Here is an 18,280-nt window from a genome sequence, read left to right on the forward strand (position 1 = left end):
GCCTTATTCGATCACGAACAGCGGCTGTCCGTATTCCACGGCCTGGCCGTTTTCGCCCAGGATGCGGGTGACCGTGCCCGACTTGTCGGCCTCGATCTCGTTCAGGATCTTCATGGCCTCGATGATGCAGATGGTCTCGCCTTCCTTGACCTGGCTGCCTACTTCGACAAAGGCCTTGGCGCCCGGGCTGGACGAGCGGTAGAACGTGCCCACCATGGGGGACTTGACGATGTGGCCCGCAGGCGCTGCTGCGGCGGTCGGGGCGGGCAGCTCGCCCACAGCGGCTGCGGCAGGTGCAGGGGCGGGGGCTTGCACAGGGGCCGGCACGTATTGCTGAACGACCGCGCCACCGCTCTTGACGATGCGGACTTTGCCCTCGGCCTCAGTGATTTCGAGTTCGGACACGTTCGACTCGGACACGAGATCGATGAGGGTTTTGAGTTTTCGCAGATCCATGGAAGCTCCAACGGCTATAAAACTGAATAGGGCGCGAATTTACTCCAATTTCACCCTATCACCGTCTTCCACAGTTATTTTTCATGAACTTCTGCTGACAATTTGCAGTACCTACCCTCCCCGGCGGCATGGATATCAGCCAAAAAGTTCAGCGCAGCGCGGACCAGAGCTGCAGATCCTGCGGTGTGACTTGCCCCATTTTACGGTGCAGCACCCGCCCGTTGCTACCCAGCACCACGGTGAAGGGCAAGCCCCCCGTAAGGTTACCCAACGAACGGCCGAGCTCCGTCCCGCCCAGGCCCGCCAGCCCGACCGGAAACTCCAGCGGAATGCGTGCCAAAAACTTGCGTACCGCAGAGGGTTGATCGATCGCCAAACCCAGCACTTGCCATCCATTGGCGGCCTGTTCACGGTAAAACGCATTGAGCATGGGAAGCTCTTCCACGCACGGCGGGCACCACGTGGCCCAGAAGTTCAGCAGAAGAGGCTTGCCTGCCAAGGACTGCAAAGCCAGCGTTCCACCCTCGGGCCGCTCGAATTCCTGCGTCCACAGCGCCTGCTCGGCGCCGCTGTCGATGGCGTGCGGCTGGAACTTCCACCAGGCCAGGCCCGCGCCACCGAGTGCTGCAGCGCCCGCCACGCCCGCATACAACATGCGCCGGCGCGCGGGCGACGGGAGGTGTGCCGCGGCTGCCGGCAAAGGGGAATCTGGCGATTGCGGTGCGTTCATGGAGCGGCATTTTCCTGCAGAAGCCGGCGCACCGCAGCGATGTCGCCACGCGGCACACGGCCTTTGGAGTCGGGCCGCAGCGCGCCGCGCATGTCGTCCAGGTCGTAGACCATGAGGTGCACCCCGATCATTTCGTTGAGCTCAGGCGACTTGCTGCCCAGGCTCAGGGCCTCCACGGACTCGCCATGAAACCCGGTCACCGTGCGCGGCTCGTAGTCCACATGGTGGTCGATGAGCGCTATTTCTGCAGATTTCGAGTCATCGCAGAACAATTGAATGTAGATATCCGACAGCCGCGTGGCCGTGCCGTGCCAGACGGCCCCGGCCAGGTGCGGGCGAAACGTCGCCATGCGCTCCATCCACACCAGCGCCAGCTGCCGCAGCGCCAACAACTCGCGCGGCTGGGTGTCGGCGCAAAAGAGGTCGATGTACTCGCGCACTGCCGCCTCGACGAGGTCGTTATCCGGCAGCGGCGTCCGGGCGGGCAAGCCCATCTGGCGCAGCGCCCGGCGCTTGGCCGGCCCCCACTCCAGGCCTTCTTCCACCACCAGCCGGGCCGTGGTGTGTGCGATTTCTTCGCTCAGAGGTGTGTGCATGGCAGGCAAGGATGGAAGAAGGACACCACTGCATTGTGGCTCCAAGTGCCGCCCGGGGTGAGGGTTGACCCTTGGACGTGGCGGGATGGGGCGCATTCCCGGCAGATGCTCCTATTTTTATAGCTTTCAGCGCAATACACATGAGCGGCAGGGGCAATTTTCACTTCACATATGCACCCTGCGCAGCGTCGGGTCAACGCCCATGCCATCCCGGCGCCATTGCCGCCCGCCTCTGCACTGGCCCGACGCCTGCGCCTGCTGCAGCCAGGTCGCGCCCACCACATGCCCATGCACGCCGCCACTGCCAGGGCACCCTGGGCACGCTCTTAGAATCTGCGCCCATGCATATACACATACTGGGCATCTGCGGCACGTTCATGGGCGGCCTTGCTGCGCTGGCGCGCGAGGCGGGCCACAAGGTCACCGGCTGCGACGCAGGCGTCTACCCGCCCATGAGCGACCAGCTCCGCGCGCTGGGCATCGACCTCATCGAAGGGTTCGGCGCCGACCAGTTGGCCCTGAAGCCGGACATGTTCGTGGTAGGCAATGTGGTCAGCCGTGCCCGCTTGCCGGACGGAACGGCGAAATTTCCGCTGATGGAAGCCATCCTGGAGGCCGGCCTGCCCTACACCAGCGGGCCGCAGTGGCTGGCCGAGCACGTGCTGCAGGGTCGGCACGTGCTGGCTGTGGCCGGCACGCATGGCAAGACCACCACCACGTCGATGCTGGCGTGGATTCTGGACAGCGCAGGCCAGCAGCCCGGGTTCCTGATCGGCGGCGTGCCGCTCAACTTCGGCCTGTCGGCCCGTCTGGGCGCTGCCCGGCGCCCTGCCCCGGGCAACGCGGCGCTGGGCGAGGCCCCGCTCTTCGTCATCGAGGCGGACGAGTACGACACCGCCTTTTTCGACAAGCGCAGCAAGTTCGTGCACTACCGCCCCCGCACCGCGGTGCTGAACAACCTGGAGTTCGACCACGCGGACATCTTTGACGACCTGCCCGCGATCGAGCGGCAGTTCCACCACCTCGTGCGCACCGTGCCGCCGTCGGGCCGCGTGGTGGTCAACGGGCTGGAAGAAAGCCTGGTGCGTGTGCTGCACAAGGGCTGCTGGAGCGAGGTGAGCAGCTTCGGCGAGGCGGTGAGCGATTTCTCCGCCGACGGAGCGCCCCATGCGTTCGACGTCTTGCACCGGGGCCAGAAGGTCGCGCGCGTGGAGTGGGGCCTGACCGGCGTGCACAACCAGCTCAACGCGCTGGCCGCCATCGCCGCGGCGCACCATGTGGGCGTGGGCCCGCAGCAGGCGGCGCTGGCGCTGGGCGCGTTCCAGAACGTCAAGCGGCGCATGGAGCTGCGCGGCACCGTGCGCGGCATCGCGGTGTATGACGACTTCGCGCACCACCCGACGGCCATCCGCACCACGCTGGACGGTCTGCGCCGCAGCATCGGCGGCACCGATGCCCGCATCCTGGCGGTGTTCGAGCCGCGCAGCAACACCATGAAGCTGGGCGCCATGAAGGCGCAGCTACCGTGGTCTCTGGAGCCGGCCGATCTGGCGTTCTGCCACACCGCAGGGCTGGACTGGGACGCTGCACAAGCCCTGGCGCCGCTGGGCGTGGGCCCAGGGCAGCGCGCCCAGACGGCCGCAGACATCGACACCCTGGTGCAGCAGGTTGCCGAAGCCGCAAGGCCGGGCGATCACATCGTGTGCATGAGCAACGGGGGGTTCGGCGGTATCCACGCCAAGATGTTGCAGGCGCTACAAAATAAATAGCTGCTAGCGCTTGTTGGACGAGCGGTAGAGCGGTTTTTACTGCTAAATCCTCGCCTCAACACACTCCAGGCGTGCGATGCGTTGACCACACACCGGCCGCCTTGCAGATCAAGGCACACCCCGCCGCGGGGTGGCAGCCCGGCATCAGAACGTCACGGCCATCGCGGGCACGTCCACGCGCACCACCGGCTTGGCCAGCGCAGCGGTAGCTGCCCGCGCAAAGTCCTGCAGCCAGGCCGGGTCGGCCAGCAGCTTCTCGCCTGCGGCGCGCGCCACGGTCAGCACCTTGTCGGCCAGCAGCACCTTGCCGCTCGCGCGCAGTGGCTCGCAATCGAGCACGGTGAACTGCTCATCCAGCCAGCGCCGGCCGGCCTCGTGGCCCATGGGCTCGGCGCTCTTCAGGTCAAAACGGAATTCCTGGTTGCCGGCCAGACGGACGGAGACTTCGCTGTGCATGGTGGGTTGCCTTTCTTCTGAAACCGGGGCCGTGGGGGGCTAGTGCCCGTGCACCGGCCCCACGGCCATCAGTTTAGGGCCACGGCCCGCGGCCTGCCCCTTGCCCTTGCAGCTTCGATCAACGCGCGCGGCGCGCAACCACAGCGTTCGACAGTTCGGCCAGCGATTGCAGGGAATCATCCCAGCCCAGGCAGGCGTCGGTGATGCTCAGCCCGTAGGTCAGTGCTGCCGCATCGTCCTTGCCGGGCGTGAACTTCTGCGCGCCGGCCGTGAGGTGGCTTTCGATCATCAGTCCGAAAACGCTGCGCGAGCCGCCCGCGATCTGGCCGGCCACGTCGCGCGCAACGTCCATCTGCTTTTGGTGCTGCTTGCTGCTGTTGGCATGGCTGCAGTCCACCATCAGGGTGGCGGGCAGCTTGGCGGCCTCCAAATCCTTGCAGGCGGCGGCCACACTCTCGGCGTCGTAGTTGGGGGCCTTGCCGCCGCGCAGGATGACGTGGCAGTCCTTGTTGCCGTTGGTGTTGACGATGGCGACCTGGCCGTTCTTGTGCACCGACAGGAAGTGGTGGCCGCGGCTTGCAGACTGGATGGCATCGGTGGCGATGCGGATGTTGCCGTCCGTGCCGTTTTTGAAGCCGATGGGCGCAGACAGGCCCGATGCCAGTTCGCGGTGCACCTGGCTTTCTGTGGTGCGCGCGCCGATGGCGCCCCAGCTGATCAAATCGCCGATGTACTGGGGCGAGATCACGTCCAGGAACTCGCTGCCCGCCGGCATGCCCAGGCGGTTGATGTCGATCAGCAACTGGCGCGCGATGCGCAGGCCTTCGTCGATGCGGTAGGTTTCATCCAGGTAGGGGTCGTTGATCAGGCCCTTCCAGCCCACCGTGGTGCGGGGCTTCTCGAAGTACACGCGCATCACGATCTCCAGCGTGTCCTTGTACTGCTCGCGCGCCACCTTCAGGCGGCGGGCGTATTCGAGCGCGGCGGCCGGGTCGTGGATGGAGCACGGCCCGATGATGACCAGCAGGCGGTCGTCCTCGCCGGCCATGATGTTGTGGATGTTCTTGCGGGTCTGGGTGATCAGCGATTCCACCGGCGTGCCGCTGATGGGGAAAAAGCGGATCAGGTGTTCTGGAGGAGGCAACACGGTGATGTCCTTGATACGTTCGTCGTCGGTCTGGCTGGTTTTCTCGACGCTGCGGTACCAGGCATCGCTGGTGGGGGTGGTGGAGACCGTCATGGTGCTGCTTCCTCGTGGAGTCGTTGGTTGGGTGAAGAAAGGGAAAAAACAGGGGGCTGAAAAAACAAAAACCGCCGGGCTTTGCAGCGTCGGCGGTTGGTATGGGGAGGTTGTGTGTGCTTGCGCGTTAGCCTCTCATCCGCCGGGGACTGAGATAAAAAACCAAAAATAAAACGCGCTGCGAACTTGCATGGAAGGCAATGTAGCACAGGAGTGCGGCAGTGCAGCAAGCGGTGTGCGTTGCAGCCGCACAACAGGGCGGTGCGCCAGAACCCGCGCCAGAGGGCGCGCGGCACACGTTTTCAGCGCGGCTTCAGCGGGTTGGTGGGGAGTGCCTGCAAGGGCAGGCCTGTTCAGCGCCGCCACCGGCGAAACCACTCCCGCACGCGCTGCAGCGCAGGCACTTTGCCCCGCCGCTCGACATCGGACAAATCGCTGGGCGGATCGCTGTGGTGCTCGTACATGTCGATGAGCAGGAGCGCCTCTCCCAAAGTGCGCCAGGCCAGCAGTTCGAAATGGTCGAACCCCGCACCTTCCTTGGCGCTGCGGCGCTCCAGCATCTGCTGCCAGTGGGCGATGGCATTGCGCAGCTCGCGCAGGGCCCGCTGGTAGGCGCCGAACTCGTACAAGGCATGCCAGGCCGACCCCAGGCCGGTCAGGAACAGCTGGTGTTCGCGCGCGCACTGCGCCAGGCTCACCACGCGCTGCATGATGGCCGACGTGTCGCTGCTGGTGCGCCGGGTGCGCACGGCCTCGTCGATCTGGCTCGACAGTGCGCCCAGGCTGTCGCGCAGCTGGCGGGACTCCTCATCGGCCACCCCCTCGCGCAGAAAGCGGCTGATGTCGCCAAACGACTGAAGGGTCAACTGCTGGCTCGGGAGCGTGGCGGGCATGGCGATATTTTGCGCTGCCACAAGAGGGGCCCGCGCAATTAATGCGTCCCGCACCCACCAATGGTGGCGCTTGCAACACCGCAGCGTTGTGCTGCCGATCCGTTGCGCTCAGTTTTGATTGGTTCTGATCAGTTCCGATCAGCCCACAGCCTGGGCGGTGCTGATGGCTCAGCCCGGAAGCCCAGGTCAGGCCTCAGGCTTCAGGCCGTGCCGCCGACAGTCAGGCCTTCCAGGCGCAGCGTGGGCTGGCCCACACCCACCGGGACGCTCTGGCCTTCCTTGCCGCAGGTGCCCACGCCGCTGTCCAGGCGCATGTCGTTGCCGATCATCGTGACCTTCTTGAGCGACTCCGGGCCGCTGCCGACGATGGTGGCGCCCTTCACGGGGTACAGGATCTTGCCGTTCTCGACCCAGTAGGCTTCGCTGGCCGAGAACACGAACTTGCCCGAGGTAATGTCCACCTGCCCACCACCGAAGTTGGTGGCGTACAGCCCCTTCTTGATGCTGGCGACGATCTCGGCGGGGTCCTTGTCGCCACCCAGCATGTAGGTATTGGTCATGCGCGGCATGGGGATGTGCGCATAGCTCTCGCGGCGGCCGTTGCCGGTGGGCGCCACGCCCATCAGGCGGGCGTTGAGCGAATCCTGGATGTAGCCCTTGAGGATGCCGTCCTCGATCAGCACGTTGCGCTGGCTGGGGTTGCCTTCGTCGTCCACGTTGAGCGAACCGCGGCGGTCGGCGATGGTGCCGTCGTCCAGCACCGTGACGCCCTTGGCCGCCACGCGCTGGCCCACGCGGCCGCTGAACGCGCTCGAGCCTTTGCGGTTGAAGTCGCCTTCCAAGCCGTGGCCGATGGCTTCGTGCAGCAGGATGCCGGGCCAGCCGGGGCCGAGCACCACGGTCATCTCGCCAGCGGGCGCGGGGCGCGATTCCAGGTTGACCAGCGCCGCGTTGACGGCCTCGTCCACGTACTGGTTCATCTGCTCGTCGTCGAAGTACGCCAGGCCGAAGCGCCCGCCACCGCCGGCAGAGCCTACCTCGCGGCGGCCGTTCTGTTCGGCGATCACCGTCACCGACAGGCGCACCAGCGGGCGCACATCGGCCGCCAGGGTGCCATCAGCGCGGGCCACCAGCACCACGTCGTATTCGCTGGCCAAGCCCGCCATGACCTGGGCCACGCGCGGGTCCTTGGCGCGGGCGCGCTGCTCCAGCCGTTCCAGCAACGCCACCTTGGCGGTGCTGTCGAGCGATGCGATCGGGTCCACGCCCGGGTACAGGCTGCGGCCTGCCGCTACCTTTTTAGGAGCTACCCGCGCTTTACCAGAGCGCGATGCAGCCGAAATCGACCGCACGGTGCGCGCTGCATCCAGCAGCGACGCCTCGGAGATGTCGTCCGAATACGCAAACGCCGTCTTCTCCCCGCTGACGGCCCGCACGCCCACACCCTGGTCGATGCTGAACGAGCCGGTCTTGACGATGCCCTCCTCCAGGCTCCAGCCCTCGCTGCGGGTGTACTGGAAATACAGGTCTGCGTCGTCCACCTGGTGGGCGCGGATCTCGGCCAGGGCACGGGCGAGGTGGCTTTCATCGAGACCGAACGGGGTCAGCAGCAGTTCACGGGCAACATCGATGCGCTGGCTGGTCGCCGCGCGCTGGGGGGCGGCAGTGGGGGTGCGGAAGGTCATCCAGGCATTTTAGGCGCGGCGCCCCGCCCTGCAGAGCGCCGCCGCGGATGCCCCTGCGCGGCCATGGCAACACGGCCCGGGAAAGGCGGCGGAGGACGGTCCAGGACGACCGCCCGCGCACCCACCCGTCAGGCCGCCGTCTGGTCGTCCACGCCCGCTTCGGGCGCGTGGGCCTGCACGGACTCGATGCCAGCATCCCGCGCCTTGGCCCCGGCGTACATCTGGCTTTGCCCGATGACCTGACCGTTACCGGCCTTGAGCGTGAAGTAGGGCGAACCGTCCCTGGCGCTCAGGCGTCCGAACCGGCCGCCCAGCGGTGCATGCTTGCGCACGGATTCGATGCCGCCGAGCGCGCTGGCCCGGGAGTCGTACAGCTCGCTGGTCAGGATGACCTGGCCGTTGGTGGCCAGCAGGTTGAACACAAACTTGTCGTTTTTCGACTTCTTCAGCTCGAACTTCGCCGCCATGGGGATGCCCTCCGGTTGCACAGGCCAAGGAATGCTGGGACCGCCAGCCGCGTTGTACCCGCTTGCCGCAGCACATGCAACGCCGGGGCAGAGACCCCTGGTCGGGTCGGGATGTACTGCAAGGCAGCCAGACGCACGCGCGCATCCCGCACTGCGCGGGCTCCCCCATGGCCCGCAGCCGCTGCGCCTTGCCGCCAACCCTTGCGCGACGACTGCCGGTTGCCAGGAGCCAAACCAGCCCTCCCGAACCATCGAACTGTGAGAGAAAATTCTCGCCCCGACAGGATTTCCTTTCTCCCCCACAGCACCCCTACCGATGCGCCACTTTCCAGCCTTTGCCCTCCCCCTGATGGCAGCCTTTGCCGCCTTCAGCCCTGTCCTGCATGCCCGCGAAGACGTTGATCTGAAAGTGACGGGCGTCACCTTCATCGAAGCCCCGCCGGGCCGTGACAAGAACCTCACGGCGTTTGGCGCGTCCCCATCGCAAGAAAAGGTGGAGGTCCACGCCGTCGCCACGAGCCGCTCACTCCAGTTTGTCGAAGCGTCGGGCGGCTTCCCCGACAAGGGCGATGTGAACGTGACCGCAGTCTTTCCCGACAAGAGCAGCCAGGCGTTCGGCAATGCCGAGATGAGCGGGTTCGCCAAGTTCTCTGCGGATGGCCGCACGCGCAGCTTCAATCTGGTCATCAACCGCTTGCCCGACAAACCGGTGAGCGGCCTGATCTTCGAGGGCACCCTGCCCTTGAGCGTGGCCAACGGCACCAGCAAGGCCGCCCAGGCGCTGGACCCCCAACGCCCTGGTCCGCTCAAGCTGGGCAGCGTCGCCATCCTGCAGTTCAAGGTCGAGGGCACCAGCGTGCACTTCCAGGGCAACGACACGCTCCTGCGGATCAAGACACTGTCTCTCAAGCTGCCGTCCGGACAGATGATCAAGGCCGAGCGCGGCGGCTGGCAGCGCACGAACGCGGACTACAGCCAGACATGGAAGTTCGATGCACCGCTGGCCAAGGGCGAACTGCAGGCGGAGCTGTACGACGGCATGAAGACCGTGCGGCAACCGGTGCGCTTCGTGGTGGGTCGCCCCTGGTGAACTAAACCGCGCCGGGCGATTGCAGTGCCACCTAGTCATACGGGTGGCGCCTTATACGCGGGTGCGGATGGGCAGGGCTTTGTCGCCGGAACGGGTGTTGTGCAAGGCCAAGGCGCCAAGACTGAAGCACGTCGCGATGCCAAGGGCCGCGCAGAGCGAGCCAAGAGCCACCCAGGAGAAGGCATTGAAGATGAGCACACTGGCTTGCCAACACACCAACGCCATCAGGAGCGTTGCACACACTCTCAGCTTGTGCGCGGGGGCGAGCACCACGGCAGCGCACAGGAGCAGCGTCGACACTGCAGCGTAGCTCAGCGACCAGATGGAAATGGATACGGGTGGAAAGGCACAGATTCCAGGCGATGAGCGCCACCAGCCCTCCGGGCAGACCAGCCGCCCCCAGCGCGTGAGCTGATACAAAATCACCGTCTTGCCGACAGTGGCAATGCCGAAGCACACGACGGCCAAGGCCAGCCAACGAATCGCAGCCTTGGCGCTGAACGGAATTTTTTGCATTGCACAGTCTAGCCCCGGGGCTACTGGGCATGGCCTGCTAATGGGTGAACGTGGCTCACCTGCCACTGCGGAGACCTAACCAGACGCCCCCAGCAGCGCAGGCCGCGCATCCTTCGGGTCCTGCCGCTGCGCCCGCGCCACAGACATCAGGATGCCCAGTGCCATGCCCAGGGTCACCATGGCGGTGCCGCCGTAGCTGATGAAAGGCAGCGGCACGCCCACCACGGGCAGGATACCGCTGACCATGCCCATGTTCACGAACGCATAGGTGAAGAAGATCATCGACACCGCGCCCGCCATCAGACGCCCGAAGAGGCTGGTGGCGCCCACCGCGATGGCCAGGCCGCGCCAGACCAGCAGCAGGAAGCACACGGTCAGGAACAGGTTGCCCGCCAGGCCAAACTCCTCGGAAAAAGCCGCGAAGATGAAGTCGGTGGTGCGCTCGGGGATGAACTCCAGGTGCGTCTGCGTGCCGGCCATGAAGCCTTTGCCCCACACCCCGCCCGAGCCGATGGCGATCATGCCCTGGATGATGTGAAAGCCCTTGCCCAGCGGGTCGCGCGTGGGGTCAAGCAGCGTGCACACGCGCTGCTGCTGGTAGTCGTGCAGCACCACCCAGCGCACGCCGTCGGCGCACAGCTGGTCGCCCAGCAGCACCAGGGTGAAGATGCCCACCCCGGCAATGAGCACCGGCGGCAGCACCAGCTTCCAGGACAGCCCGGCAAAAAAGATCACCGACAGCCCGGCGGCCAGCACCAGCAGCGATGTGCCCAGGTCGGGCTGCTTCATGATGAGCCCCACCGGGATGAGCAGCAGCAGCCCTGCCGCCGCAAAGTCGAGCGGGCGCAGGGTACCCTCGCGTTTTTGAAACCACCAGGCCAGCATCAGCGGCATGGCGATCTTCAAAATCTCGCTGGGCTGGATGACGATGCCCACATTCACCCAGCGCTGGGCCCCCTTCTTGGTGATGCCGAACAGCGCCACCGCCACCAAGAGCGCCACCCCGGCGGCATACAGCGGCACCGCAAACACCATGAGCTTTTGCGGCGGCACCTGGGCCACCATGAACAGGATGGCGCCCGCGATCAGCATGTTGCGGCCATGGTCCATGAAGCGCGTGCCATGGTCATAGCCCGATGAGTACATGGCCACCAGCCCCGCACCGGCCAGCAGCATCACTACCAGCAGCAGCGGCAGGTCGAACCCACGGAACAGGGGCATGAAACGCTGCGCGAGCGTGGGTTTGTCAAAAACGGCGGACATCCCCCGATTATCGGCGACCCCCAATGGCCGCAGCGGGCACAGCGGTTCTGGCCAGGCGCCGCGTCGCAGGCAATACAAGTGCTACGACCAGACGCGGCAACGACGCCCGAAGCGTTTTGCCAGCCGCTCCAAGCCCCCTCAACCCGCCTGCCTAAAGGCCATCACCGCCTGGTTGCGCAGGGTGCGCAGCAGGCCCAGGGCCTTGTCGTCCACCACGATGCCGCCGGGCGTGGACTGGTCGGCATAGATGAGCGCAAAGGTCTGCCCTTTGATCTGCAGGGGCAGCAGCAGGAACGAGGGAGCATCGAGCCCGCTGCGGTACCAGGCCGGCAGCCGGGCCTGCATGCGGGGCTCGGTGGCATCGTTGATGAGCGTGTCCGCGCCCCGCAGGCACACCGCCGCGAACAGGTCGCCGGGCACCTTGAGCGGGACTTTCAGAGCGCGCACAGCCGCCTCACTGCCCTCGCCCAGGCCGAAGCGGCCGGTCAGCATGTCGGTGCGCGCCTCGCGCAGGCAAAACACCATGCGGCGAAACCCGAGCGCCCGGAACATGGTCTCCAGGATCATGCGCAGCACGTCGTTGAGCTGAAAGCTCTCCACCATGGCATTGGTGATGTCCTGGATGCCGGCGGCCAGCACCTCGTTGATCTGGGCCACCGACACCGCGCTGCGGGCCTGCGACTCCAGCACCGCGGGCAGCGGCTGGGTTTCGCTCTCGCGCAGTTCGTGCGTCTTCAGCGCATCGTCCTGCACGGCCGCCGCACTGGCTGCGGCGCCGGCTGCCGGGGGCAGCTTCAGCAGCCGCGCGGCCGGCGTGCCGGGGTCCACCCGCAGGTCCAGTGCCTGGGCCAGCGCCACCAGCTTGTGGCGGGCGCGCACGGTGGCGTCGGCGATGTCCTGGGCCGACAGCGCCAGCGTGCGCGAATACCGCGCGCCGACCTGGCCCAGGTGCGCATCCGCCTGACCCGGCTCGCTCAGCAGCAGCGTGTTGGCGACCTCGTTGGCCGCCAGGGCCACCCAGCGCAGCCGCTCCACGCCCTGCTCCGGCGCTCGCTGCATGGGCGATCCCAGCGGTTTGCGCATGCAGCGCTGCAGACTGTCGGGCAGCGCCCAGACGCGGGCCACGCCTACGCCCAGGTCTTCCAGCCCCAGGCCCAGCACCTGCAGCGCCGCGGACTCTTCGCCGCCTTCGATGCGGCCTGAGGCCACCATGCTGCGGATCTGGCGCGCTTCTTCGGGGAAGTAGAACTCGCACAGCATGCGGCCCAGGTTCTGGAACATGGCGCCGATGAACGCTTCTTCGGCGGCCTGGCCGGGCTCGCAGAGTTCGGCGGCCACCGAGCCCGCCATCATCGCGCGCAGGAACTCCTCGCGCATCTGGCTGGCGTGGGCCTTGTCCTGCATGTGGTCCAGCAGCACCAGGCTGAGCGCCATGTTGCGCACGGCGTTGAAGCCCACCAGGCTCACCGCCCGCGACACGGTGCTGATGGTGCCGCGCGCGGCGTGGGCGTAGTGCACGCTGTTGACCAGGCGCAGCAGCTTGTTGGTCAGCGCCACGTCCTTCAAGATTTCGTGCGTCAGGTCGCTGATGCTGTCGTCCTCCGAATTGGCCACGCGCTGGATGCGGGCTACCGAATCGGACAGCGCCGGGAAGTCGCTCTTGTGGCGCATGCGCCGCAGGAGGAAATCGAGCGTGGCGTTGCTTGCGGCGCTGGACGCGCTGGCTGGCGCCGCCCAAGTGCGGAGCGCATCGCGAAAATCCGCCGCCGAGCCAAAGCGCTCGCCGGGCTGGCGTGCCATGGCGCGCTGCAGGATGGCCCGCAGGCCGTCGTCCACGCCCGGGCCCAGATCCTGCGGCAGCTGCAGGGTTTCGTTGGCGATGCGGTAAAGCGCCTGCCAGGTGTCCTTCTGGTGGATCAGCGGCTGGCCGGTGAGCATCTCCACCAGCACCAGCGCCGCGGAATACACGTCCATGGCGGGCGCTGGCGCCGCGCCAGCCGCCGCCTCGGGCGACAGGTAGGCGGGCGTGCCGCTGGCCAGTTGCGCATCCTGCTCGGCCTGGACCGGGGCGGCCATGCCAAAGTCCATCACCCGCGCGTGGCGCTGGGTGTCAATCATGATGTTGGACGGTTTCAAGTCCCGGTGCACGATGCCGGCCTGATGCGCTGCCTGCAGGCCATCGAGCACATCCACCATCAGCGCCACCGCGTCGTGTGGCGTGCAGCGGCCCTGCTGCGCCAGGTGCTCGGCCAGGGTCTTGCCCGGCACGTACTCGAACACGATATAGGGCTGGCGGCCCTGCACGTCGGCTTCGAACACCGGCACGATGAAGGGGTGGGCCAGGCGCCCCACATGCCGCGCCTCGCGCAGCCACTGCTCCAGCACGGACGCGTCCTCTTCCTGCACCGGGCGCATGAGCTTGATGGCCACTTCGCGCTGCAGGCGCGGGTCCAGCGCCAGCCAGACGGTGGCCTGGGCGCCGCGGCCGAGCATCTTCTTGAGCTCGAACCGACCCACCGACGCAGGCGGCTTCTCGTTGTTGGATCCCAGGGCCCAGCGTTTGGCGGTGGAAAGCGGGGCAAAATCAGTCATGGTGGGGATCAATGCAGCGGGCCCTTCGACACGGCGCCCATGCCGTGCATCTTATGCCCCGCCTGTCCATTTTTGGAGCAGTGATTCCCCTGCCCTGTCGTTTTCCGCGCCATGACCACCCTCCATCCCGCCACCCACCCCACCACCCACCTTCTGTACCTGCACGGCTTTCGCTCGTCGCCCCAGTCTGCCAAGGCCCGCCAGATGGCAGAGCATGTGGCGCAGCACCATCCGGGCGTCACTTGGTGGTGTCCGCAACTGCCTCCTTCGCCCCGCGAGGCGATGGCACTGGTAGCCCAGGGCATTGCCCAGTGGCCCCGCGCGGCGATGGGCGTGGTCGGCTCGTCGCTGGGTGGCTTTTACGCCAGCTGGGTGGCGCACCACAAGGGGTGCCCGAGCGTGATGCTCAACCCTGCCGTGCACCCGGCCCGCGACCTGGCCCGCTACATCGGCGAGCAGACCAGTTGGCACAACCCGGCAGAGAGTTTTTATTTCCGGCCCGAATACATCGACGAGCTGAAGGCGCTGGACACGTCCGGCCAGGCCCCGGCCAGCCGCGAGCTGGCCATCATTGCCAAGGGCGACGAGGTGCTGGACTGGCGCGAGATGGTGGCGCGCTACCCCCACGCGCGATTGCTGCTGCAGGAGGGCGGCGAGCATGCGCTGGTGAATTTCGAGGAGTACCTGCCTTCCGTGGTGGAGTTTCTGGCGCTGGCCTGACCGCCAACAGGTCACAGCAAGCCCATCACCCCGGCGCAGAAGCCTTCGCTGCCCGCCCGCCCACATAGCGGCTGTACTCGCGCTGGTAGGCCAGCCGGTAGCGCTTCATGTGAAAGGCGGCCTCGTCGTCCTTGCCCAGCATCAGGGCGCTGTCGATCAGTATTTCCAGTATGCGGGGCTCGGGGGAATAGTGCAGCATCTGGTGGGCCAGGGCGTTCACCTGGGGCGCGTTGTCGCGGGTGGGCGCCATGGTGGTCAAGCGGGCAAAGTCGGCCTGGGCACGGAAGATCATAGGGTTGCCCACCTTGTTCTGCGTATCGTCACGGTATGCCGCAGCCCGGTCGGCATAGGGCTTGTACAGCTGGCTCACGCGGTGGTAGTCCCACGCGGCCAGGGCGCACAGCGCCCACACCAGGGCCGCGCCACCCAGCGCGGCGCCTGCGCCGCGGGCCGACACCACCCTGTGGCGGGGCCACAGCAGCAGGGCCAGCGCCGCCAGGGTCACGATCTGGAACGGGCCGTACCACAGCGGGTACTCCAGCATGCTGTGCAAGCCGATGACGGCCAGCACGCCCCACGCCAGCTGGCGCGCGGGTTGGGTCTCGCGCCACGGCTGGCTCCACAGCACCCAGATCAGCGTGCCACCGCACAGTGCGACCGCTGCAGGCAGGCCCAGTTCCACCGCCAGGTGCAGCGGCAGGTTGTGCGCGTTGTCCAGCAGCACGCAAAAACGCTCGCCCGGAAACAGCGTGACGTAGTGGGCGTAGTCCAGCTCGCCCCACCCCCAGCCCAGCCAGGGTTTTTGCGCAATCAGGGTGAGCATGTTGGACCACAGCACGCGGCGGCTGGTGCACGAATGCGAATCGCCGGCAAAACGCTGGAACAGCGCATCGGCCCGCACGCCCTGCAGTTGCCACAGCAGCTCGGGCAGCGCCCAGGCCGCGGCCACAAAAATGGTCAATGCCGCCACTGCCAGGCGCAGCGCGGCACCCGGCCCGGTGCGCCGCCAGCACACCACCAGCGCCACGACCAGCAGCCACTGCACAGCGCCGGTGCGCGACGCCGTCGCGGCCTGCGCCAGGCCCATCCAGGCCATGGCGGCCACGGCCAGCACCGGGGCCATGTCCTGCAGCAGGCGCCGGCGCGGCGTGGCCTCGACCACCGAGCCGGGCGCCGCACGCCATGTCGGCGCATGCAATGCCCACCACAAGATCGCCCACAGGCCCAGGCTGAGCAACGACGCCTGCTGGTTGCGCTGCCGCAGATTGCCCACCGCCTGCCCGATGGTCGATGCATGGATCCACGGCGCCAGGCCCGCGTCGCCAACCAGGTACTGGATCAGCCCGATGAAGCTCCCCGCCGCGGCCGCCACGGCCAGCCCCAGCGCCAGGAGCCGGGCCCAGCCCAAGCGGGCGACGACCCCCTGGGGCCCAGGACGCAGCGCTTGCACAGCCACCACAAGCAGCAACCCGCCGCCGCACACCCACGACACCAGCAGCGGCCAGAAGTTGCCGGTGGGGGAGTCGGTGATGGAGAAAAGAAACGGCAGCGCTACCGCCAGGACAAACAACGGTGCGACGGAAAAAGGCATCTCGGCGGGAAAAAGGCAGGTAGAGGGTGGGAAGGCCGGGCGCGGCGTCAACGGATCATAGGGGCAGCGGGCCGCACGGGGCCGCCACCCAAGCGCCCCGCCGGACCCCACCGCCACCCATGGGACAATCCCCGCCATGCATGCACTGTTTGAAGAAGCCGGCAAATTCATGGCCGGCCGTATCCTGTCGGAGGCCGATACATCGGCCCAGGTCGAACTCGACTCCGGCAAGCGGGTCAAGGTCAAGGCCGCCAACATCCTCCTGAAGTTCGAGAAGCCCGCCCCGGCGGAACTCATCGCCCAGGCCCAGGCCGTGGCCGAGACCATCGAATTGGACCTCGCCTGGGAATTCGCCCCAGAAGACGAATTTGGCTTTGCCGACCTGGCGCGGGACTACTTCTCCGAGAACGCCACCCTGGTCCAGCAGGCCGGCGCCCTGTTTCGCCTGTACGACGCGCCTCACTACTTCCGCCGCGCGGGCAAGGGCCGGTTCAAGAAGGCATCGGCCGAGATCCTGCAGCAGGCGCTGGCCGCCATCGAGAAGAAAAAGGCCCTGCTCGCGCAGATCGACGAGTGGGCGGCAGCGCTCGGACGCGGCGAATGCCCGCAGCCCATCCGCGACCAGCTCTACAAGATCCTGTTCAAGCCGGACAAGAACGCGCCCGAGTACAAGGCCGTGGTCGACGCCAGCCGCGCCACGCATACCGCGCCGCTCGACCTGCTGCAAAAGGCCGGCGCCATCGACTCGGCCTACCAGTTCCACTGGAAGCGCTTTTTGTTCGAGAACTTCCCCAAGGGCACGGGCTTTCCGGCCGTCACGGCGCCCGTCATTGCCGACGAGCTGCCGCTGTCCACCGCGCAGGCGTACTCCATCGACGACTCGCAGACCACCGAAATCGACGACGCGCTGTCGGTGCAGGGCCTGGGCACGGGCACCGTAGTGCTGGGCATCCACATCGCCGCGCCGGGCCTGGCGATCCAGCCGGGCAGCGCCATCGACCAGTTGGGCCGCGCGCGCCTGTCCACGGTGTACATGCCGGGCTACAAGATCACCATGCTGCCCGACGACGTAGTGCAGACCTACACGCTGGACGAGGGCCGCGCCAACCCGGCCGTGTCGCTGTACGTGACCATCGACGAAGCCACGCTGGAGTTCAAGAGCTCCGAGACCAAACTGGAGCGCGTGCATGTGGCTGCCAACCTGCGCCACGACCAGCTCGACGCGGTGGTGACGGAAGAATGGCTGGCCAACCCCGCATTCGAGCATCAAAACGACCCGCAGCGCTTGTCTGACCTGCGCCCCCAGCTATCATTTTTGCACCGCCTGGCCAAAGACCTCAAGGCCCGCCGCGAAGTGGTGCGCGGCAAGCCCGAGAACTTCAACCGGCCGGACTACAACTTCCGCCTGGTCGGCAACAACGGCGCCGAGCCCACGGGCGACGAGCAGGTGCAGATCAGCGTGCGCCAGCGCGGCGCGCCGCTCGACCTGATCGTGGCCGAGGCCATGATCGTGGCCAACAGCACCTGGGGCAGCTGGATGGCCGAGCTGGGCGTGCCCGGCATCTACCGCAGCCAGGCCAGCATGGCGCCCGGCGTGAAGGTGCGCATGGGCACCAAGGCGCTGCCGCACGCGGGCATCGGCGTGAAAGCGTATTCGTGGGCCACCTCGCCCCTGCGCCGCTACACCGACCTGGTCAACCAGTGGCAGATCATTGCCTGCGCCCGCCACGGCAAGACCGCAGCGCTGGCCGCGCCCTTCAAGCCCAAGGACGCCGACCTGTTCTCGATCATCAGCAGCTTCGATGCCGCCTACAGCGCCTACAACGGCTACCAGGGCGGCATGGAGCGCTTCTGGACGCTCAAGTACGTGGAGCAGAACGGCATCACCGAGCTGAATGCCACCGTCTTCAAGGAAGGCCCGGGCGGCAGCTTTTTGGTGCGGGCGGACGACATTCCGCTGGTCTTCCCGGTGCTGGGCGCGCAGAACCTGCCGCGCGGCGCGCGCCTGAAAGTCAAGCTGGGCGAGGCGGACGAGATCACCCTCGACATCCACGGCACCGTGATCGAGCGCCTGGACGATCCGGCCGATAGCAGCGACGACGGTCCGGTGGAGGACGCCGAGGAAGACGACGACGCCGTGGCCGGCCCGATCGCCATCGCGGTGGATGTGAACGAGGCCCCCGCCGAAGCCGCTGCGGCAGCCGCGGCGTCCTGAC

17 protein-coding genes are annotated in these 18,280 nt (G+C 67.0%); 5 read left to right on the top strand and 12 right to left on the bottom strand.

Going from position 1 to position 18,280, the window contains the following annotated elements:
* Nucleotides 1–3: 3 nt before the first annotated feature.
* The 3 genes from accB to ACSQ3N_RS21730 all read right to left on the bottom strand — a co-directional run bounded on the left by accB (nucleotide 4) and on the right by ACSQ3N_RS21730 (nucleotide 1,782).
* On the bottom strand, nucleotides 4–456 hold the full coding sequence (gene accB / locus ACSQ3N_RS21720; protein WP_056167405.1) for an acetyl-CoA carboxylase biotin carboxyl carrier protein: 453 nt from the start codon (nucleotides 454–456) through the stop codon (nucleotides 4–6).
* 148 nt (nucleotides 457–604) lie between these two features.
* Nucleotides 605–1,186 (bottom strand): TlpA family protein disulfide reductase, encoded by a 582-nt coding sequence (locus ACSQ3N_RS21725; RefSeq protein ID WP_056167402.1) that lies wholly within the window; start codon nucleotides 1,184–1,186, stop codon nucleotides 605–607.
* Nucleotides 1,183–1,782, bottom strand: a complete 600-nt coding sequence (locus tag ACSQ3N_RS21730; RefSeq protein WP_056167400.1) for a hypothetical protein — start codon at nucleotides 1,780–1,782, stop codon at nucleotides 1,183–1,185. Before ACSQ3N_RS21730 ends, ACSQ3N_RS21725 begins: the two co-directional genes overlap by 4 nt.
* 341 nt (nucleotides 1,783–2,123) lie before the next feature.
* Between ACSQ3N_RS21730 and mpl the strand changes: the two genes are divergently transcribed.
* A complete protein-coding gene (gene mpl / locus ACSQ3N_RS21735) occupies nucleotides 2,124–3,551 on the top strand; it encodes a UDP-N-acetylmuramate:L-alanyl-gamma-D-glutamyl-meso-diaminopimelate ligase (protein ID WP_436147418.1) in 1,428 nt (475 codons plus the stop codon).
* Between the two features lie 144 nt (nucleotides 3,552–3,695).
* Here mpl and ACSQ3N_RS21740 read toward each other — a convergent pair whose 3' ends face one another.
* A complete protein-coding gene (locus ACSQ3N_RS21740; protein ID WP_436147419.1) occupies nucleotides 3,696–4,007 on the bottom strand; it encodes a hypothetical protein in 312 nt (103 codons plus the stop codon).
* Between the two features lie 118 nt (nucleotides 4,008–4,125).
* Nucleotides 4,126–5,247, bottom strand: coding sequence for a 3-deoxy-7-phosphoheptulonate synthase (locus ACSQ3N_RS21745; RefSeq protein WP_436147420.1), 1,122 nt, complete (start codon nucleotides 5,245–5,247; stop codon nucleotides 4,126–4,128).
* Here ACSQ3N_RS21745 and ACSQ3N_RS21750 point away from each other — a divergent pair.
* Nucleotides 5,246–5,419, top strand: coding sequence for a hypothetical protein (locus tag ACSQ3N_RS21750; RefSeq protein WP_436147421.1), 174 nt, complete (start codon nucleotides 5,246–5,248; stop codon nucleotides 5,417–5,419). The genes ACSQ3N_RS21745 and ACSQ3N_RS21750 overlap by 2 nt on opposite strands.
* Before the next feature lie 181 nt (nucleotides 5,420–5,600).
* Here ACSQ3N_RS21750 and ACSQ3N_RS21755 read toward each other — a convergent pair whose 3' ends face one another.
* From ACSQ3N_RS21755 to ACSQ3N_RS21765, 3 genes are all read right to left on the bottom strand, one after another.
* Nucleotides 5,601–6,140 (bottom strand): hypothetical protein, encoded by a 540-nt coding sequence (locus ACSQ3N_RS21755; protein WP_436147422.1) that lies wholly within the window; start codon nucleotides 6,138–6,140, stop codon nucleotides 5,601–5,603.
* Between the two features lie 200 nt (nucleotides 6,141–6,340).
* Nucleotides 6,341–7,825: a metalloprotease TldD gene (tldD, locus tag ACSQ3N_RS21760; RefSeq protein WP_436147423.1), complete on the bottom strand. Its 1,485-nt coding sequence runs from the start codon at nucleotides 7,823–7,825 to the stop codon at nucleotides 6,341–6,343.
* A gap of 128 nt (nucleotides 7,826–7,953) precedes the next feature.
* On the bottom strand, nucleotides 7,954–8,292 hold the full coding sequence (locus ACSQ3N_RS21765; protein WP_436147424.1) for a YegP family protein: 339 nt from the start codon (nucleotides 8,290–8,292) through the stop codon (nucleotides 7,954–7,956).
* A 349-nt stretch (nucleotides 8,293–8,641) separates the two neighbouring features.
* Between ACSQ3N_RS21765 and ACSQ3N_RS21770 the strand changes: the two genes are divergently transcribed.
* Nucleotides 8,642–9,382: a hypothetical protein gene (locus ACSQ3N_RS21770; RefSeq protein ID WP_436147425.1), complete on the top strand. Its 741-nt coding sequence runs from the start codon at nucleotides 8,642–8,644 to the stop codon at nucleotides 9,380–9,382.
* A 51-nt stretch (nucleotides 9,383–9,433) separates the two neighbouring features.
* On the opposite strand, the gene ACSQ3N_RS21775 is transcribed toward ACSQ3N_RS21770, so the two are convergent.
* From ACSQ3N_RS21775 to ACSQ3N_RS21785, 3 genes are all read right to left on the bottom strand, one after another.
* The gene (locus tag ACSQ3N_RS21775) at nucleotides 9,434–9,898 is read right to left on the bottom strand and encodes a hypothetical protein (protein ID WP_436147426.1); all 465 of its coding nucleotides are present in this window, start codon (nucleotides 9,896–9,898) and stop codon (nucleotides 9,434–9,436) included.
* Between the two features lie 75 nt (nucleotides 9,899–9,973).
* Nucleotides 9,974–11,161, bottom strand: a complete 1,188-nt coding sequence (rodA, locus tag ACSQ3N_RS21780) for a rod shape-determining protein RodA (RefSeq protein ID WP_056167372.1) — start codon at nucleotides 11,159–11,161, stop codon at nucleotides 9,974–9,976.
* 138 nt (nucleotides 11,162–11,299) lie between these two features.
* On the bottom strand, nucleotides 11,300–13,753 hold the full coding sequence (locus tag ACSQ3N_RS21785; RefSeq protein WP_436147427.1) for a protein kinase domain-containing protein: 2,454 nt from the start codon (nucleotides 13,751–13,753) through the stop codon (nucleotides 11,300–11,302).
* A 111-nt stretch (nucleotides 13,754–13,864) separates the two neighbouring features.
* On the opposite strand from ACSQ3N_RS21785, the gene ACSQ3N_RS21790 reads away from it, so the two are divergent.
* Nucleotides 13,865–14,473, top strand: coding sequence for a YqiA/YcfP family alpha/beta fold hydrolase (locus ACSQ3N_RS21790; protein WP_436147428.1), 609 nt, complete (start codon nucleotides 13,865–13,867; stop codon nucleotides 14,471–14,473).
* 25 nt (nucleotides 14,474–14,498) lie between these two features.
* Here ACSQ3N_RS21790 and ACSQ3N_RS21795 read toward each other — a convergent pair whose 3' ends face one another.
* On the bottom strand, nucleotides 14,499–16,064 hold the full coding sequence (locus ACSQ3N_RS21795) for a Wzy polymerase domain-containing protein (RefSeq protein ID WP_436147429.1): 1,566 nt from the start codon (nucleotides 16,062–16,064) through the stop codon (nucleotides 14,499–14,501).
* A gap of 136 nt (nucleotides 16,065–16,200) precedes the next feature.
* On the opposite strand from ACSQ3N_RS21795, the gene ACSQ3N_RS21800 reads away from it, so the two are divergent.
* The gene (locus ACSQ3N_RS21800; protein ID WP_436147430.1) at nucleotides 16,201–18,279 is read left to right on the top strand and encodes a ribonuclease catalytic domain-containing protein; all 2,079 of its coding nucleotides are present in this window, start codon (nucleotides 16,201–16,203) and stop codon (nucleotides 18,277–18,279) included.
* Nucleotide 18,280 lies beyond the last annotated feature (1 nt).

This window comes from Acidovorax sp. LjRoot194, from assembly GCF_964253015.1.
GTDB lineage: Bacteria > Pseudomonadota > Gammaproteobacteria > Burkholderiales > Burkholderiaceae_C > Acidovorax.

What these genes read in the sequence shown, in the direction of transcription:
- ACSQ3N_RS21770 (WP_436147425.1), top strand. Translation starts at nt 8,642, where the DNA reads ATGGCAGCCTTTGCCGCCTTCAGCCCTGTCCTGCATGCCCGCGAAGAC.
- ACSQ3N_RS21800 (WP_436147430.1), top strand. Translation starts at nt 16,201, where the DNA reads ATGCATGCACTGTTTGAAGAAGCCGGCAAATTCATGGCCGGCCGTATC.
- ACSQ3N_RS21785 (WP_436147427.1), bottom strand. Translation starts at nt 13,753, where the DNA reads ATGACTGATTTTGCCCCGCTTTCCACCGCCAAACGCTGGGCCCTGGGA.
- ACSQ3N_RS21775 (WP_436147426.1), bottom strand. Translation starts at nt 9,898, where the DNA reads ATGCAAAAAATTCCGTTCAGCGCCAAGGCTGCGATTCGTTGGCTGGCC.
- ACSQ3N_RS21795 (WP_436147429.1), bottom strand. Translation starts at nt 16,064, where the DNA reads ATGCCTTTTTCCGTCGCACCGTTGTTTGTCCTGGCGGTAGCGCTGCCG.
- ACSQ3N_RS21755 (WP_436147422.1), bottom strand. Translation starts at nt 6,140, where the DNA reads ATGCCCGCCACGCTCCCGAGCCAGCAGTTGACCCTTCAGTCGTTTGGC.
- ACSQ3N_RS21730 (WP_056167400.1), bottom strand. Translation starts at nt 1,782, where the DNA reads ATGCACACACCTCTGAGCGAAGAAATCGCACACACCACGGCCCGGCTG.
- accB (WP_056167405.1), bottom strand. Translation starts at nt 456, where the DNA reads ATGGATCTGCGAAAACTCAAAACCCTCATCGATCTCGTGTCCGAGTCG.
- rodA (WP_056167372.1), bottom strand. Translation starts at nt 11,161, where the DNA reads ATGTCCGCCGTTTTTGACAAACCCACGCTCGCGCAGCGTTTCATGCCC.
- ACSQ3N_RS21740 (WP_436147419.1), bottom strand. Translation starts at nt 4,007, where the DNA reads ATGCACAGCGAAGTCTCCGTCCGTCTGGCCGGCAACCAGGAATTCCGT.
- mpl (WP_436147418.1), top strand. Translation starts at nt 2,124, where the DNA reads ATGCATATACACATACTGGGCATCTGCGGCACGTTCATGGGCGGCCTT.
- tldD (WP_436147423.1), bottom strand. Translation starts at nt 7,825, where the DNA reads ATGACCTTCCGCACCCCCACTGCCGCCCCCCAGCGCGCGGCGACCAGC.
- ACSQ3N_RS21790 (WP_436147428.1), top strand. Translation starts at nt 13,865, where the DNA reads ATGACCACCCTCCATCCCGCCACCCACCCCACCACCCACCTTCTGTAC.
- ACSQ3N_RS21765 (WP_436147424.1), bottom strand. Translation starts at nt 8,292, where the DNA reads ATGGCGGCGAAGTTCGAGCTGAAGAAGTCGAAAAACGACAAGTTTGTG.
- ACSQ3N_RS21750 (WP_436147421.1), top strand. Translation starts at nt 5,246, where the DNA reads ATGGTGCTGCTTCCTCGTGGAGTCGTTGGTTGGGTGAAGAAAGGGAAA.
- ACSQ3N_RS21725 (WP_056167402.1), bottom strand. Translation starts at nt 1,186, where the DNA reads ATGAACGCACCGCAATCGCCAGATTCCCCTTTGCCGGCAGCCGCGGCA.
- ACSQ3N_RS21745 (WP_436147420.1), bottom strand. Translation starts at nt 5,247, where the DNA reads ATGACGGTCTCCACCACCCCCACCAGCGATGCCTGGTACCGCAGCGTC.